Annotated in this window: 15 protein-coding genes; 12 read left to right on the forward strand and 3 right to left on the reverse strand. The window is 70.2% G+C overall.

Annotated features, from left to right (window positions below):
- The first annotated feature begins 108 nt into the window (after positions 1–108).
- The 6 genes from lysA to prfA all read left to right on the forward strand — a co-directional run bounded on the left by lysA (position 109) and on the right by prfA (position 8,354).
- Positions 109–1,539: a diaminopimelate decarboxylase gene (gene lysA, locus ACMW4R_RS08865; protein WP_058597253.1), complete on the forward strand. Its 1,431-nt coding sequence runs from the start codon at positions 109–111 to the stop codon at positions 1,537–1,539.
- A complete protein-coding gene (locus ACMW4R_RS08870; protein WP_418299700.1) occupies positions 1,536–2,858 on the forward strand; it encodes a homoserine dehydrogenase in 1,323 nt (440 codons plus the stop codon). The genes lysA and ACMW4R_RS08870 overlap by 4 nt, the downstream gene beginning before the upstream one ends.
- Positions 2,859–2,860: 2 nt before the next feature.
- Positions 2,861–3,943 carry a threonine synthase gene (thrC, locus tag ACMW4R_RS08875; RefSeq protein WP_058628463.1) on the forward strand — a complete coding sequence of 361 codons (1,083 nt, stop codon included), beginning with the start codon at positions 2,861–2,863 and terminating at the stop codon, positions 3,941–3,943.
- Positions 3,940–4,872 (forward strand): homoserine kinase, encoded by a 933-nt coding sequence (gene thrB / locus ACMW4R_RS08880; protein ID WP_058597256.1) that lies wholly within the window; start codon positions 3,940–3,942, stop codon positions 4,870–4,872. Before thrC ends, thrB begins: the two co-directional genes overlap by 4 nt.
- Before the next feature lie 153 nt (positions 4,873–5,025).
- Entirely contained in the window at positions 5,026–7,245 is a 2,220-nt protein-coding gene (gene rho, locus ACMW4R_RS08885) for a transcription termination factor Rho (RefSeq protein ID WP_418299701.1), read from the forward strand.
- Positions 7,246–7,277: 32 nt separating this feature from the next.
- A complete protein-coding gene (prfA, locus tag ACMW4R_RS08890) occupies positions 7,278–8,354 on the forward strand; it encodes a peptide chain release factor 1 (protein WP_058627841.1) in 1,077 nt (358 codons plus the stop codon).
- 75 nt (positions 8,355–8,429) lie between these two features.
- On the opposite strand, the gene ACMW4R_RS08895 is transcribed toward prfA, so the two are convergent.
- Genes ACMW4R_RS08895 through cysK form a run of 3 tightly spaced genes read right to left on the reverse strand, consistent with a single transcriptional unit; the run spans position 8,430 to position 11,381 of the window.
- Positions 8,430–9,833: an amidase gene (locus ACMW4R_RS08895; RefSeq protein WP_418299702.1), complete on the reverse strand. Its 1,404-nt coding sequence runs from the start codon at positions 9,831–9,833 to the stop codon at positions 8,430–8,432.
- Positions 9,834–9,870: 37 nt separating this feature from the next.
- Positions 9,871–10,440: a serine O-acetyltransferase EpsC gene (gene epsC, locus ACMW4R_RS08900; RefSeq protein ID WP_058597258.1), complete on the reverse strand. Its 570-nt coding sequence runs from the start codon at positions 10,438–10,440 to the stop codon at positions 9,871–9,873.
- Between the two features lie 2 nt (positions 10,441–10,442).
- Entirely contained in the window at positions 10,443–11,381 is a 939-nt protein-coding gene (gene cysK / locus ACMW4R_RS08905) for a cysteine synthase A (protein ID WP_058597259.1), read from the reverse strand.
- Between the two features lie 98 nt (positions 11,382–11,479).
- Between cysK and prmC the strand changes: the two genes are divergently transcribed.
- From prmC to atpE, 6 genes are all read left to right on the forward strand, one after another.
- On the forward strand, positions 11,480–12,373 hold the full coding sequence (prmC, locus tag ACMW4R_RS08910; protein ID WP_058627822.1) for a peptide chain release factor N(5)-glutamine methyltransferase: 894 nt from the start codon (positions 11,480–11,482) through the stop codon (positions 12,371–12,373).
- 54 nt (positions 12,374–12,427) lie between these two features.
- Complete coding sequence (locus ACMW4R_RS08915; RefSeq protein ID WP_058597261.1) at positions 12,428–13,216, forward strand: L-threonylcarbamoyladenylate synthase; 789 nt, start codon at positions 12,428–12,430, stop codon at positions 13,214–13,216.
- A complete protein-coding gene (locus ACMW4R_RS08920) occupies positions 13,213–14,388 on the forward strand; it encodes an MraY family glycosyltransferase (protein ID WP_058597262.1) in 1,176 nt (391 codons plus the stop codon). Before ACMW4R_RS08915 ends, ACMW4R_RS08920 begins: the two co-directional genes overlap by 4 nt.
- The gene (locus ACMW4R_RS08925; RefSeq protein WP_058597263.1) at positions 14,385–14,867 is read left to right on the forward strand and encodes a hypothetical protein; all 483 of its coding nucleotides are present in this window, start codon (positions 14,385–14,387) and stop codon (positions 14,865–14,867) included. The genes ACMW4R_RS08920 and ACMW4R_RS08925 overlap by 4 nt, the downstream gene beginning before the upstream one ends.
- A gap of 222 nt (positions 14,868–15,089) precedes the next feature.
- A complete protein-coding gene (gene atpB / locus ACMW4R_RS08930; protein ID WP_373426631.1) occupies positions 15,090–15,902 on the forward strand; it encodes a F0F1 ATP synthase subunit A in 813 nt (270 codons plus the stop codon).
- Between the two features lie 44 nt (positions 15,903–15,946).
- Positions 15,947–16,180, forward strand: a complete 234-nt coding sequence (atpE, locus tag ACMW4R_RS08935; protein ID WP_043360904.1) for a F0F1 ATP synthase subunit C — start codon at positions 15,947–15,949, stop codon at positions 16,178–16,180.
- The last annotated feature ends 17 nt before the right edge of the window (positions 16,181–16,197 follow it).

The raw sequence follows: 16,197 nt of genomic DNA on the forward strand, positions 1-16,197 counted from the left end.
ATACGCCGTGCCCTAGACTGCTAGGGCTGCCCGCCGCGTGACTCTCCGCGGGGGCGGAAGCCGTGATCCGCGGCCGTCGCGTCGCCGCAAAACCCGATTGGTCCCTCTGTGTCCGCCTCGCACTCCGCGCTCGTGCCCGAGTGGCTCACCGCCCCGGCCGATGCGAACGAGCTCGTCGCTCCCGTCTGGCCCGCGTCCGCCCGTCGCCGCGACGACGGTTCCGTCGAGGTCGGCGGCGTCTCGGTGTTCGACCTCCGTGATCGTTTCGGCACCCCGCTCTACGTCCTCGACGAAGACGAGGTGCGCGCGCACGCCCGCCGCGCCCGCGCCGCGTTCGAATCCGCGGCGGCTCGTCATGGCATCCGCTCCCGCGTGTACTACGCGGGCAAGGCTTTCCTCTCGACCGAAGTCGTCCGCTGGGTCGTCGACGAGGGACTCGCCGTCGACGTGTGCACCCGCGGCGAGCTCGAGGTCGCCCTCGCGGGCGGCGCGGACCCCGCGCGCCTCGGCTTCCACGGCAACAACAAGAGCGTCGCCGAGCTGGAGCGCGCCGTCGAGGTCGGCATCGGCTCCGTCGTCGTCGACAGCCCGATCGAGATCGAGCGTCTCGCCGCGATCGCGGACCGCCGCGGCGCCGTCCAGTCGGTGCTCGTCCGCGTGCGCACCGGCGTCCACGCCGAGACCCACGCGTTCCTCGCGACCGCGCACGAAGACCAGAAGTTCGGCTTCTCGCTCGAGGGCGCCGCCGAGGCGGTCGCCCGTATCCGCGAGCTGCCGAGCCTGCGCTTCGTGGGACTGCACGCGCACATCGGCTCGCAGATCTTCGACTCCTCGGGCTTCCGCGAGTCCGCCGCACGCCTCGTCGACCTCCACGCCGACCTGCTCGCCGGGGGAGAGATCCCCGTGCTCAACGTCGGCGGAGGCTTCGGCATCTCGTACACCTCGGTCGACGACCCGAAGCCCATCGAAGAGATCGCCGACGGCATCCTGGATGCCATCGCCGACGAGTGCGCGGTGCGCGGCATCCCGATGCCCGACGTCGCCACCGAGCCCGGCCGTGTCATCGTCGGTCAGGCCGGTGTCACGCTCTACGAGGTGGGCACGGTCAAGACCGTCACCGCCGCCGAGAACCTCGAGCGCACCTACGTCAGCGTCGACGGCGGGATGAGCGACAACGCCCGCCCGGCCCTCTACGGCGCCGACTTCTCGGCGCGGATCGTCTCGCGGACGAGCTCCGAGACCCCCGCACTGTCGCGCGTGGTCGGCCGACACTGCGAGTCGGGCGACATCGTCGTGGATGCCGAGTACCTCCCCGCGGATGTGACTCCGGGCGATCTGCTCGCGGTGCCCGCCACCGGTGCGTACTGCTTCTCGCTCGCGAGCAACTACAACTACACGCCGCGCCCGCCCGTCGTCGCGGTCCGTGACGGCAGCGCCCGCGTGATCGTGCGCGGCGAGACCATCGACGACCTACTTTCGCGAGACGCCGGCATCCCGGCATCCGATCCGACCGATACACCCCACGGAGACACCGAATGACCGACTACCGCACGCTTCGCGTGGCGCTCCTCGGCGCCGGCGCCGTCGGCTCGCAGGTCGCCGACCTGCTTCTCAAGCACGGCGACGAACTCGCCGACCGCGCGGGCGCGAAGCTCGAGCTCGCCGGCATCGCCGTGCGCAACCTCGATTCCAAGCGCGACGCAGACCTGCCGCGCGAGCTCTTCACGACGGATGCCGAGACCCTCATCGTCGGCAGCGACATCGTCATCGAGCTGATGGGCGGTATCGAGCCCGCCCGCACGCAGGTGCTGCACGCGATCGCCTCGGGCGCCGACGTCGTCACGGCCAATAAGGCGCTCCTCGCCACGCACGGCTCCGAGGTGTTCGAGGCCGCCGACCAGGTGGGCGCCGAGGTCTACTACGAGGCCGCCGCGGCCGGCGCGATCCCGATCATCCGGCCCCTGCGCGACTCGCTCGCCGGCGACCGCGTCGTGCGCATCATGGGCATCGTCAACGGCACGACGAACTACATCCTCGACCGCATGGACACCGAGGGCGCCGACTTCGCCGACGTCCTGGCGCAGGCGCAGGCCCTCGGCTACGCCGAGGCCGACCCGACGGCCGACGTCGAGGGATACGACGCCGCGCAGAAGGCCGCGATCCTCGCCAGCCTCGCGTTCCACACGACGGTTCCCCTGGATGCCGTGCACCGCGAGGGCATCACCTCGGTCGACGCCGCGATGATCGAGTCCGCGCGCCACGCCGGATACGTCATCAAGCTGCTCGCCGTGTGCGAGCGCCTGACGGCCGCCGATGGCTCGGAGTCGATCTCGGTCCGCGTCTACCCGGCTCTCGTCGACCGGTCGCACCCCCTCGCGAGCGTCCACGGTGCGAACAACGCCGTCTTCGTGCAGGCCGAGGCGGCGGGTGACCTCATGTTCTACGGCGCCGGCGCCGGCGGCGTGCAGACCGCCTCCGCTGTGCTCGGCGACGTCGTCTCGGCGGCACGCCGTCACATCGCCGGTGGCGTCGGGGTGGGGGAGTCGACCCGCGCGAACCTTCCCGCCGTGCCCATCGGTCACGTCATCACGCGCTACCAGATCACCCTCGAGGTCGACGACAAGCCGGGCGTGCTGGCGACCGTCGCCGGCATCCTGAGCGAGGGGCGCGTGTCGATCGCGACCGTCGAGCAGACCGTCATCGAGGCGGACGAGAACACTCAGACCTCGGGCTCCGCCCGCCTGATCATCGGAACACACAAGGCCCGCGAGCAGGACCTGAGCGAGACCGTCGAGCGTCTCGCCGCGAGCGGCGTCGTCGAGCGCGTGGTCTCCGTGCTGCGCGTGGAAGGGAACTGAACATGGCACACCTTTGGCGCGGAGTCCTCCGCGAATACGCCGACCGGCTGGGCGTCACCGACGCCTCCACCGTCGTCACCCTCGGCGAGGGCGGTACGCCGCTGCTGCCCGCCCCCGCTCTCTCGCGCCGCACCGGTGCCGACGTGTGGGTGAAGTACGAGGGCATGAACCCCACCGGTTCGTTCAAGGACCGCGGCATGACCGTCGCCCTCTCGCGCGCCGTCGAGCACGGCGCCAAGGCCGTCATCTGCGCCTCGACGGGCAACACCTCGGCCTCGGCCGCGGCCTACGCCGCGCACGCCGGGATCACGGCCGCGGTGCTCGTCCCCGAGGGCAAGATCGCCATGGGCAAGCTCAGCCAGGCCGTCGCGCACAACGGCCGCCTCATCCAGATCCGCGGCAACTTCGACGACTGCCTCGAGATCGCGCGCGAGCTCGCCGATCACTACCCGGTGCACCTGGTCAACTCGGTGAACCCCGACCGCATCGAGGGGCAGAAGACCGCGGCCTACGAGGTCGTCGAGGTCCTGGGCGACGCGCCCGACTTCCACTTCATCCCGGTCGGCAACGCGGGCAACTACACCGCGTACTCGCGCGGCTACCGCGAAGAGGCCGCTCGCGGTGTCGCGACGCGCGTTCCGCGCATGTTCGGCCTCCAGGCCGCGGGGTCCGCCCCGCTCGTGCGCGGCGAGGTCGTCAAGCAGCCCGAGACGATCGCCAGCGCCATCCGCATCGGCAACCCCGCGTCGTGGGACCTCGCCCTCGAGGCGCGCGACGCGACGGACGGCTGGTTCGGCGCGATCGACGACGCCGGCATCCTCGAAGCGCAGAAGATCCTCGCCGGCGAGGTCGGCATCTTCGTCGAGCCCGCCTCGGCGATCAGCGTCGCGGGGCTGCTCGACCGCGCCGAGGCGGGGGTCGTCCCCGCCGGCGCCAAGGTCGTGCTCACCGTCACCGGCCACGGCCTCAAGGACCCGCAGTGGGCCCTGCGCAAGGCCGACGGCACCGACGTGCAGCCCACCGTCGTCGACGCGGCCACCTCGGAGGTCGCTTCGGTGCTCGACCTGCAGCCGGTGAGCGCGTGACCACAGGCCCCGGCCGTCGGGTCGCGGTCCGTGTTCCCGCGACGAGCGCGAACCTCGGACCCGGCTTCGACACCCTCGGTCTCGCCTTGAGCGTCTACGACGAACTCGTCGTCGAGCAGCTCGACGACGGCCTCCTCGAGATCGAGGTCGAGGGCGAGGGCGCAGCCGACGTCCCCCGCGATGCGTCGCACCTCGTCGTCCGCGCGATGGCGCACACGTACGCGTCGGTCGGCCGTGCCCTTCCCGGGCTGCGGCTGACCGCGCACAACGTCATCCCGCACGGTCGCGGCATGGGCTCGTCCGGAGCCGCCGTGGTGGCCGGCATCCTCGCCGCCAAGGGCCTGCTCGAGGGCGAGGTGACGTTCAGCGATGTCGACCTGCTGCGGCTGGCCACCGAGATGGAGGGTCACCCCGACAACGTCGCGCCGGGCCTCTTCGGCGGTCTGACGATCGCGTGGATGGATGCCGAGGGCCCCCAGCACAAGCAGCTCATCGTGCACCGCGGTGTGTCGCCGCTGGTCTTCGTGCCGAGCTTCACGATGTCGACCGCCGTCGCGCGAAGCCTGCAGCCGCTGCAGGTGCCGCGCGAGGACGCGGTGTTCAACGTGTCGCGTTCGGCCCTGTTGATCGCCGCGATGACCCAGAGCCCCGAGCTGCTCATGGCCGCGACCGAGGACAAGCTGCACCAGAACTATCGCGCCCAGGCGATGCCCGAGACCGACCGGCTCGTTCGCGCCCTCCGCGCCGAGGGCTACGCGGCCGTCGTGTCGGGCGCGGGACCGAGCGTGTTGGTTCTCGCCGACGGGCCGGGGCAGCGACTCGCGGCGGCAGATCTTATGGCATCCGTGGTCGACACCCCGTGGCAGGCGCTCATGCTCGCCGTCGACGTCAAGGGTGGTACAGTGAAAATCGCAGAGGGTTCCGCGTAATTCGCGAATCTGAGCCTCTGCACCACCTGCGAAATCCGCAACACATCGCGAACCCGGTCTCGGCTGCAGTCTCCCGAACCGCTGGTGTCTCTTCGTCTGCGTTCTGCATGGCGAAGCGCGATCTGATCACGTTTCATTTTCTGAGGAGCACTCGTGGAGTCCATCTCCGAGACCCAGCCCGTCGACGCGCCCGAGGGCGCCGAGATCCCCGCCGAAGAGCTTTCGGCCGAGGCGCAGGGCACCGACACCGACCGGGCCGACACGGCCGCCGAGACCCCGGATGCCGAGGGCGCAGACGCCTCGGCCGCCGAGGTTGCGGCTGACGACGCGACCACCGACGAGGCCGCCGCCGACGCGGCGCCCGCCGATGCCGCACAGCCCGAGGCGCTGTTCACCGATGACGCGCTGGCCGCCGAGGCGCCTGCCGCGGCCGAGGCGGTCGCTGAGCCCGCTGCCGAGGCGCCCGCCGCTGCCGAGCCCGCTGCTGCCGAGCCCGCCGCCGCGGCCGAGGAGCCGACGGCTGCGGCCGCGGAGGCCCCCGCCGAAGAGGCCGCCCCGGCCGAGAAGCCGGCGAAGGCTCCGCGCAAGCGGGCGCCGCGTCGCGCGACGACCGCCTCCGCAAAGGAGAAGGCGGCCGCCGAGGCCGCTGCCGCCGAGGCTGCCGCGGCCGAAACCGCCGCTGCGGAGGCCGCCGCGGCGGACACCACTGCGACTGACACGGTCGCCGCCGAGGCGCCCGCGGCCGACGTCGCCGCCGAGGCGGAGGTCGACGCGGCAACCCCCGCGACCACCGCGGCCGATGTCGCCGACGACGCCGCCGCGGCCGAGCAGACCCCGACGGTCGACGAGGCCGGCGCGACCGACGCGCCCGACGCGCCGGTTGAGGGCGACGCCCCCTCGAGCGAGGCCGCCGACACCACCTCGCCGGACGACACCGCCGACCAGACGCCGGCGCGGGGTCGGGGCCGGAACCGGTCCCGCAATCGGAACCGCAACCGCGCCGAGAACGCCGAGACCGCCGAGGCGCAGCCCGCGGCAGCCGATGAGTCCGAGACCGCCCCGCAGGGCGGCCAGCGCGACGGTGGCGCCCAGAACGGTCAGCAGGCTCAGCAGCAGCAGGGCGGCACCAGCAACCGCAACCGTCAGCGCAACAAGCGCCGCGGCCAGAACACGACGGGCGACGAGTTCGATTCCGAGATCGGCGAGGACGACGTCCTCGTGCCGATCGCCGGCATCCTCGACGTGCTCGACAACTACGCTTTCGTGCGCACCACCGGCTACCTGCCCGGGCCGAGCGACGTCTACGTCTCGCTGGGCCAGGTCAAGAAGTACAACCTGCGCAAGGGCGACGCCGTCGTGGGGTCGATCAAGCAGCCGCGCGAGAACGAGCAGTCCAGCCGCCAGAAGTACAACGCGCTGGTCAAGGTCGACTCGATCAACGGTCTGTCGGTCGACGACGCCGCCACGCGCGTGGACTTCGGCAAGCTCACCCCGCTCTACCCGCAGGAACGCCTGCGTCTCGAGACGGCACCCGAGAAGCTGACCCAGCGCATCATCGATCTCGTGGCGCCCGTCGGCAAGGGCCAGCGCGGCCTCATCGTCGCGCCCCCCAAGGCGGGCAAGACGATCGTGCTGCAGCAGATCGCCAACGCCATCGCGCACAACAACCCCGAGGTCCACCTCATGGTCGTGCTCGTCGACGAGCGCCCCGAAGAGGTCACCGACATGCAGCGCACCGTCAAGGGCGAGGTCATCGCCTCGACCTTCGACCGCCCGGCCGAAGACCACACCACGGTCGCCGAACTGGCCATCGAGCGTGCCAAGCGCCTGGTCGAGCTCGGTCGCGACGTGGTCGTGCTCCTCGACTCGATCACCCGCCTGGGCCGCGCCTACAACCTGTCGGCGCCCACCTCGGGTCGTGTGCTCACCGGTGGTGTCGACGCGTCGGCGCTGTACCCGCCCAAGCGCTTCTTCGGCGCCGCGCGCAACATCGAGAACGGCGGATCGCTCACGATCCTCGCCACCGCCCTGGTGGAGACCGGTTCGAAGATGGACGACGTGATCTTCGAGGAGTTCAAGGGCACAGGCAACAGCGAGCTGCGCCTGAGCCGCCAGCTCGCCGACAAGCGCATCTTCCCGGCCGTCGACGTGAACGCGTCGAGCACCCGCCGCGAAGAGATGCTGCTCTCGCCCGACGAGGTGAAGATCACCTGGAAGCTCCGCCGCGCCCTGGCCGGTCTCGAGCCGCAGCAGGCCCTCGAGGTCGTGCTCGGCAAGCTCAAAGAGACGCAGTCGAACGTCGAGTTCCTCGTACAGATGCAGAAGTCCATCCCGGCGCCGTCGCGCGGCGGTGACGACAACAGCATCCGCTGATCCGAGCGGCAGACGCGATGTCGGTGCCCGCGATGTTCGAGTCGGTCCGAGGACTGATCGAGGAGCACAAGGCCGTCCAGGAGGAGCTCTCCGATCCGGCCGTGCACGCCGACGCTGCGCGCGCCAAGCGCGTGAATCGGCGATACGCGGAGCTGTCGCGGATTGTCGCGGCTCACGAGGCCTGGGTCTCGGCATCCGACGATCTGGTTGCGGCTCGCGAACTCGCGAGAGAAGACGAGGCGTTCGCCGCCGAGATCCCGGCGCTGGAAGAGCGGGTCGCCGAGACGCAGGAGCGTCTGCGGCGCTTGCTCATCCCGCGCGACCCGGATGACGCGCGCGATGTGATCATGGAGATCAAGGGCGGCGAAGGCGGGGCCGAGAGCGCGCTGTTCGCCGCCGATCTGCTGCGCATGTACCTGCAGTACGCCGCTTCGATGGGCTGGAAGACCGAGCTCCTCGAACGCACGGAGTCCGACCTCGGCGGCTACAAAGACGTCCAGGTCGCGATCAAGGGTTCCTCCAGCGACCCCGCTCAAGGGGTGTGGGCCCACCTGAAGTACGAGGGCGGCGTGCACCGCGTGCAGCGGGTGCCCGCGACCGAGTCGCAGGGGCGTATCCACACGTCCACGACGGGCGTGCTCGTGTTCCCCGAGGTCGACGAGCCCGAAGAGGTCGCGATCGACCCGAACGACCTCAAGATCGACGTGTTCCGCTCGTCGGGCCCCGGAGGCCAGTCCGTCAACACGACCGACTCCGCCGTGCGCATCACCCACGTTCCGACCGGGATCGTCGTGTCGATGCAGAACGAGAAGTCGCAGCTGCAGAACCGCGAGGCGGGTATGCGCGTGCTGCGCGCCCGGCTGCTCGCGAAGCAGCAGGAGGAGCGCGACGCGGTCGCCGCCGACGCGCGCCGGTCGCAGATCCGCGGCATGGATCGCTCGGAGCGCATCCGGACGTACAACTTCCCCGAGAACCGGATCGCCGATCACCGCACCGGATACAAGGCCTACAACCTCGACCAGGTCATGGACGGCGCCCTCGGCCCGATCATCGAATCGGCCATCGCCGCCGACGAAGAGGCCCGTCTGGCCGCTCTCGCCGGCGACTGACGTTCTCGCGGTCGCCCGCCGCCGGGACACATCGTCGCCGAGGGATCGCCCGTCCTCAGTAAGACACGTCGGCGATCACGCGTCCCACACCGGGGGGTGGGGGAGCGGGCCGCGACGGTGCTCGAGCTGCGCCGCCAGCGACAGCAGGGTCGCCTCTCCGCCGGGGCGGCCGATGAGCTGCACCGAGACCGGGTGGCCGCTCGCATCGGTCGTGACGGGCAGGGTCAAAGCGGGCAGTCCCGCCACGTTGACGAAGCTGGAGTACGGTGCGTACTCGACCTGCATCGCGAACGTGCGCTCCGGGCTGTGACCCGCATACGACCCCACAGGCTGCGGCGCCTGCGCCAGCGCGGGGGTCAGCACCACGTCGAAGGCGGCGAAGTCCGCAATCGTCCGACGCTCGAACGCGCGTGCCGAGGCGAGACCGCCGAGCAGATCGAGCGCCGACAGCCGTCGCCCTTCCTGCACCAGCCATGCGGTCAGCGGTTCGACGAGGGTCATGTCGTCGTCGCTCAACGGGATGCGGGCGGCGCTCGCGCGCCAGAGCACGTGGAAGAGCGAGGCATACCCGAACGGATGCCAGTCGGCATCCGTCACGTCATGGCCCGCATCCGCGAGCCAGGCGGTGGCCGTCTCGAATGCCGTGCGTGCGTCGGGATCGAGCACGATGTCCTCGTCGTCGTCCCACGGCGACACGGTCGTGACGCCGATGCGGAGGGCTCCGGGTGAGCGCCGGGCCGCGTCGACGAACGGACCCACACCGGGTGCCTCCGTGGCGTAAGCGAACGGAGCGAGCCCCACGAGCGCGTCGAGGAGGAGGCCGGCGTCCTCGGCCGACCGAGCGATCGGCCCGGTGACCGACAGACCGTCGGGGGAGTCGAAGCCCGAACCGATCGGCAGCCTGCCGCGCGACGGTTTCAGCCCGACGACGCCGACCGTGGCCGAGGGGATGCGGATGGAGCCGCCGCCGTCCGAGCCCACCGCCGCCGGCAGAAGGCCCGCCGCGACGGCGACGGCCGCACCACCGCTGGAGCCGCCGGCCCCGGCCGAGAGTCGCCACGGATCGCGCGCGGGAGCGTGGATGAGCGGTTCGGTGAAGCCGGTGAGACCGAACTCCGAGGTGCTCGTCTTGCCCACGTTGATCGCCCCTGCGGCATCCAGCGCCTCCGCGAGAGGGTCGGATGCTGCGGGCACAAGGTGCGCGCGAGCGCGGGAGCCGTAGCGGGTGGGGACACCGGCCCGCGCCACGAGGTCCTTATCGGCGAGGGGGATTCCCCAGAGGGGACCCCGGGTGGGGGCAGCTGCGAGCAGGGCAGATCGTCGGCGTGCCGCATCCGGTGTCACCTCAGCGAACGCGCCGAGATCGGCGAAGCGTCGGATCCGTTCGAGGTAGTGCGTCGTGAGGTCGACGGGCGACAGTTCGACCGCGCGAACCGCCTCGATCTGGGCGGCGAGGGAGAGGTCGTGCAGCCGCGTCATGTGTCGAGCCTAGGGTGCACGTTCCTCGGAGCTCGCCTCAGATCGAATACTCCGGCGCCATCAGCAGGGCGCGCGTGTCGTCGCCGCTCCGCCGCGAGCGCGCCTTCGCCGGGACCCCGACGAGCACGCTGTCCGCGGGGGCGTCCCGCGTGACCACCGCGTTCGCGCCGATCACGGAGCGCGCCCCGATCGTGATCGGGCCGAGCACTTTCGCCCCGGCTCCGACGGCGACTCCGTCGTGCAGAGTGGGGTGGCGCTTGCCGCCCTCGCGCTGCCGACCGCCGAGGGTCACGCCGTGGTAGAGCATGACGTCGTCACCGACCTCGGCCGTCTCACCGATCACGACGCCCATGCCGTGGTCGATGAAGAAGCGGCGTCCGATCGTGGCACCGGGATGGATCTCGATGCCGGTGAGCCAGCGTGTCACCTGGGACAGGGCCCGTGCCGGGAAGCGCAGCCCCCGTCGCCACAGACGGTTCGCGAGGCGGTACGACCACACGGCGTGCAGCCCCGGGTAGAGCAGCGCGATCTCGAGCCCGCCGCGAGCCGCGGGATCGCGGAGCTTCGCCGAGGAGACGTCTTCGCGGATGCGGGAGAGAACCCCCACCGTCAGTCTTCGCGGAGGTGCTCGTAGAGGGCGGTCGAGAGGTAGCGCTCGCCGTACGACGGGATGATCACGACGATGTTCTTGCCGGCGGCCTCGGGACGGCGCGCGATCTCGAGCGCAGCCCAGATCGCCGCTCCCGACGACATGCCGACCAGGATGCCGTCCTTGGCCGCGGTCTCGCGGGCGACGCGGATCGCGTCGTCGAACTCGACGTCGATGACCTCGTCGAGGATGTCGCGGTCGAGGATCGCGGGGACGAAGTTGGGACCGATGCCCTGGATCTTGTGGGGCCCCGGGTGCCCCTTCGTGAGGATGGGGGAGTCGGCGGGCTCGACGGCGACGATCTTGACGCCGGGGACGCGCTCCTTCAGCACCTGGCCGACACCGGTGATCGTTCCGCCCGTGCCGATGCCGGCGACGAAGTAGTCGACCTTGCCGTCGGTGTCGCGCAGGATCTCTTCTGCGGTCGTCTTGCGGTGGATCGCCGGGTTCGCCTCGTTCTCGAACTGGCGCGCCCACACGGCGCCCGGGGTCTCGGCGACGATGCGCTTGGCCTCGTCGACCGCGTACGACATGCCCTTGGTGGGGTCGGTCAGAACGAGCTCCGCGCCGAACGCCTTGAGCAGGATCCGGCGCTCCTTCGACATCGAGGCGGGCATCGTGAGGATGACCTTGTAACCGCGAGCGGCGCCGACCATCGCCAGGGCGATGCCGGTGTTGCCGCTCGTGGACTCGACGAGGGTGCCGCCCGGCTTCAGCTCGCCCGACGCTTCTGCGGCGTCGACGATCGCGATGCCCAGGCGATCCTTGACGCTGGAAGCCGGGTTGTAGAACTCCAGCTTCGCCAGGATCTGCGCCTCGGTCCCCTCCGCAACGCGGTTCAAGCGCACCAGCGGAGTGTCGCCGAACGCAGAGGTGATGTCGGAGTGGATGCCGGGCATGGGTCGCCTTTCGCCGTCGATGAGAACGCGATCATCCTAGGCGAGTCCTCCGACACGCAGGCGTGTGTGACGCCGGACGACTAGGCTCGGACCCCGTCATGCGTGAGACCGCACCACCCCCCGCCCCCACGGCCGTTCCCGTCGCCGACGTCGTCCGCGACCTCGAGGCCCGTTTCGCAGTCGCGGGCATCCCCGACCCGCGGGTCGACGCCGAGCTCCTCGTGGGGCACGTGCTGCAGCTCTCGCGCGGGGGAGTGCAGGCCGCCGCTATCCGCGGAGACCGGATGCCACCCTCCGCTGCCGCGGAGCTGCTCCCGCTCGCCGACCGCCGGTGCGCCCGCGAGCCCCTGCAGCACCTCACCGGTGTGGCCCCGTTCCGTTCGCTCGAGCTGGCCGTCGGCCCGGGCGTGTTCGTCCCGAGGCCCGAGACCGAGATGGTCGCGCAGCTGGCGATCAACGCGCTCGGCGCCGTCGCCTCCGAGTCGCCGATCGCGGTCGATCTCGGAACCGGCAGCGGCGCGATCGCCCTGGCGATGGCCACCGAGGTGCCGCACGCGCGGGTGTTCGCCGCCGAGAACAGCGTCGACGCATTCATCTGGACGAAGGAGAACGTCGCCCGGATCGGAGCGGAGAACGTCACCCTCGCTTTCGTCGACCTCGCCGAGGCGTTCCCCGAGCTCGACGGAAAGGTGTCGGTCGTGGCATCCAACCCGCCGTACGTTCCCGACGACGCCATCCCTCGCGATCCGGAGGTGCGACTGTACGATCCTCCGGCCGCGCTGTACGGCGGACCGGACGGACTGGATGCCGTGCGCCACCTCTCGCGAGTGGGACTTCGGCTGGGCCACCCCGGGGCGACCCTCGTCATCGAGCACGGCGAGTGGCAGGGCGCCGCGATTCGCGATCTCCTGACGGCGGACGGGTGGCGCGCCGCCGCGACGCACCCGGACCTGACCTCGCGCGACCGCGCGACCACGGCGGTGCACCCCTGACACGCGCCCTCGGGAGTGAGGAGCGTCCGACGCGCAAGTAGACTGGCGCGCGATATGTCACCTGTCTACGACTGCCGAGACGAGTCGCAGCTGCTGTCGGGCATGCGCCATGCACGCCAGGCTATCGGCCGCGGCGAGCTCGTCGTGCTCCCCACCGACACCGTCTACGGCGTCGCCGCCGACGCGTTCAACGCCCGCGCCGTGGCCGGTCTCCTCGAGGCCAAGGGTCGCGGTCGCCAGCAGCCGCCGCCGGTGCTGGTCGCCGGGATCGGCACCCTGCGGGCGCTCGTGGCCGAGATCCCTCCGGCCGTGGACGACCTGGTCCGCGAGTTCTGGCCGGGCGGGCTCACCATCGTGCTCCCCGCCCAGCCGTCCCTGTCGTGGGACCTCGGCGACACCCACGGCACCGTCGCCGTACGCATGCCGGCTCACCACCTCACCCTCGAGCTCCTCGAAGAGACGGGCCCCCTCGCCGTCTCCAGCGCGAATCGCACCGGCATGGCGGCGGCCGTGAACATCGACGCCGCGCGCGACATGCTCGGCGACAGCGTCGCCGCGTACCTCGACTCCGGCCCGAGCGAGACGGGGATCGCGTCCACGATCGTCGACGCCACCACCCTCGTCGGCGGTGCCGAGCCTCGCGTGCGCGTCCTCCGAGAGGGCGCCGTCTCCCGCGAACGTCTGCGAGAGGTGCTGGGGGATCTTCTCGAGCCGGATCCCGACCCCGATGCTCCCGTGCCGACCCCCGCCGCGGCTTCCGCCGATGCGTCGAGCGTCGACGCGTCGGACGGTGCGTCCGCACGTGCGGCGTCGGACACGGATGCCGAGGCGCCGGGTCCGTGACCCAATACCTCCTCACCATCCTGTTCACGGCGGCGGTCACGCTCGCGCTGTCGTGGGTGGTGTGGAAGCTCGCCCTGCGCTTCAAGCTCTATCCCGGCATCCGGGATCGCGATGTGCACAAGACCCCGACGCCTCGGCTGGGCGGCGTGGCGATGTTCCTCGGCGTCGTCGCTGCCTTCGCCCTGTCGAGCCGTAACCCGTACTTCTCGATCTTCTGGGTCGACCCGGCTCCCGTTCTGTGGCTGCTCGGTGCCGTTCTGCTCATCGTGCTCGTCGGGGTCGCCGACGACCTGTGGGACCTGGACTGGATGATCAAGCTCGGCGCGCAGTTCGTCGCGGCCGGAATGATCGCGTGGTTCGGTCAACTGCAGATCCTGTCGTTGCCGATCGGTGCACTCACGGTGGGGTCGAGCTGGGTCAGTTTCCTCCTGACCGTCTTTGCGCTCGTCGTGGTGATGAACGCCGTCAACTTCATCGACGGGTTGAACGGTCTCGTGGCGGGCGTGTGCCTGATCGCGAACGGGGTCTTCTTCGCCTACTCATACCTGCTCGTGCGGGACACCGGTGCCAGCACCTACTTCAACCTGGCCTCCTTCATCGCGGCCGTGCTGGTCGGCGCGTGTCTCGGCTTCCTCCCCATGAACTGGACGCCGGCGAAGCTGTTCATGGGCGATGCCGGCGCCCTGATGCTGGGTCTGCTCATGGCCAGCTCCGCGATCGCCATCACGGGGCAGCTCGACCCGGCCGTCCTGGACCCCGAGAAGATCGGCCGTTCGCAGCTGCTGGGTGCGTTCATCCCGATCCTGCTCCCGGTGGTGATCGTCCTCCTTCCGCTGCTGGACTTCGGCCTCGCCGTGGCTCGCCGCCAGTGGGCGGGCCGGTCGCCCTTCTCGCCCGATCGCAAGCACCTGCACCACCGCATGCTCGACATGGGGCACACCGACACCAGTGCGGTCCTCATCTTCTACTCCTGGACGGCCGTGGTGAGCCTGGCCTTCCTGCTCATGTACATCGGAACCCAGCAGAGCTGGCCCGGCGACTATCTGTTCGGCATCCTGTTCGGCGCGGTCGGCGTCGTCGCCTGCGCGGTGCTGACCGTTCTTCCCTCCCCGCATCGCTGGCGACTCGCGTCGCGGCGTCCGCGTCCCACCCCACCGGAGCCCCACTCATGACCAGCATCACTCCCGCCCGTCGCCCGTCCAGCACCCCGGTGCTGCGAACCGCCCTGGTCTGGGGTGGCATCGTCACCGTCGTCCTGCTCGTCGTCGGCGCGGTCGTCGGCCTCTCGGTCGGGGGAGCGGGAGGTCTCGGCAGCGCTCTGGCCGGAGTCGCGGTGAGCGCTTTCTTCCTCGCGGTGACCGCCGCGAGCATCCTCATCGCCAATCGGTGGTTCGGCGATCCGCTGTACGTCCCGATCTTCTTCGGCATCGTTCTCGGGGGGTGGCTGCTGAAGCTGGTGCTGTTCATCGTCGCCATCGTCGTGCTCCGCGAACAGGCGTGGGTGAGCCCGGTGATCTTCTACGTCGCGCTGGTGGTCAGCGTGGTGGCGTCCCTGGTCGTCGATGTCGTCGTGCTTCTGCGCATGCGCATCCCCAGTGCGAGCGACGTGTCTCTGCCGACCGATCCCGACGAGGGCGACCGTCGGTCCTGACAAGGACGCCGACTGCCTATCGTCCCGTCGCCCGTCGTGCAAGCCGGATACCCCGGTGCCGAGAGGATCCGTCGCACGCGCCACATGGATCCGCTGGGAGTTTGATAGGGTGGGGTAAGTACCCGCCCGCACCAGGGTTATCCCTCCAGGTCTGCATTCTGGGTGCTCTCACCGACCATCGTCGCAACGGTTCATACCGGTGCCCCGAAGCTGGAGCCAGCGCTGACTACTCAAGCTGCGACCCTGATCACGAACCTCGCGTCCGCGGGTGCGGAGTTCCACCCGCCGTCCATCGGCGAGTTCTTCCCCGACGCGGTGCTCTTCGAGGGCACGATCTTCGCGATCACCCGCATCAACCTGACGCAGATGCTGGCCACGCTCGTGCTCGTGCTGTTCCTGGTCATCGGAACCCGGCGCATGACGGTCGTCCCCGGCCGATTCCAGAGCGTCGTCGAGATGGGCCTGGACTTCGTCCGCGTCAACATCGCCGAAGACATCCTCGGGCGCAAGGACGGCAAGCGCTTCCTGCCGATCCTGACCACCATCTTCTTCATGGTGTTGTTCATGAACATCACGGGTGTCATCCCGGGTCTGAACATCGCCGGCACGAGCGTCATCGCCGTGCCCATGCTGCTGGCGATTGTCGCCTACGTGACGTTCATCTACGCCGGTATCAAGAAGAGCCCCGGCGGCTTCTTCAAGAACGCGCTGCTGCCCTCGGGCGTCCCGTGGCCGCTCTACATCATCATCGTTCCGCTCGAGTTCCTCTCGACCTTCATCATCCGTCCCGTCACGCTGACGCTGCGACTCCTGATGAACATGGTCGTCGGCCACCTCATGCTGGTGCTGTTCTTCTCGGCCACGCAGTTCTTCGTGGTCGACCTCAGCGGCTGGTGGACGGCTCTCGGTGCGGGTTCCCTCGCCTTCGGCTTCGCCTTCACCCTGTTCGAAATCTTCGTCGCCTTCCTCCAGGCGTACGTCTTCGCGATCCTCACCGCGGTCTACATCCAGCTCGCGGTCGCAGAAGAGCACTGAGCGGCCCGGCGCACGCCGAGCCACCCAACCGAAAGGAAAAATCCGTGGACGCAACTACGGTTCTCGCCCAGGTCACCGGTAACGTCGCCACGATCGGCTACGGCCTCGCCGCGATCGGCCCCGCCATCGGCGTGGGTATCGTCGTCGGCAAGACGATCGAGGGTGTCGCCCGTCAGCCCGAGCTCGCGGGTCGCCTGCAGGTGCTGATGTTCATCGGTATCGCCTTCACCGAGGCGCTCGCCTTCATCGGCATCGCGACCGGCTTCATCTTCACCTGATCCGGCCGCTCTCGACT

This window comes from Microbacterium sp. S1037, from assembly GCF_048381605.1.
In the GTDB taxonomy this organism is placed as follows: Bacteria; Actinomycetota; Actinomycetes; order Actinomycetales; family Microbacteriaceae; genus Microbacterium; species Microbacterium testaceum_B.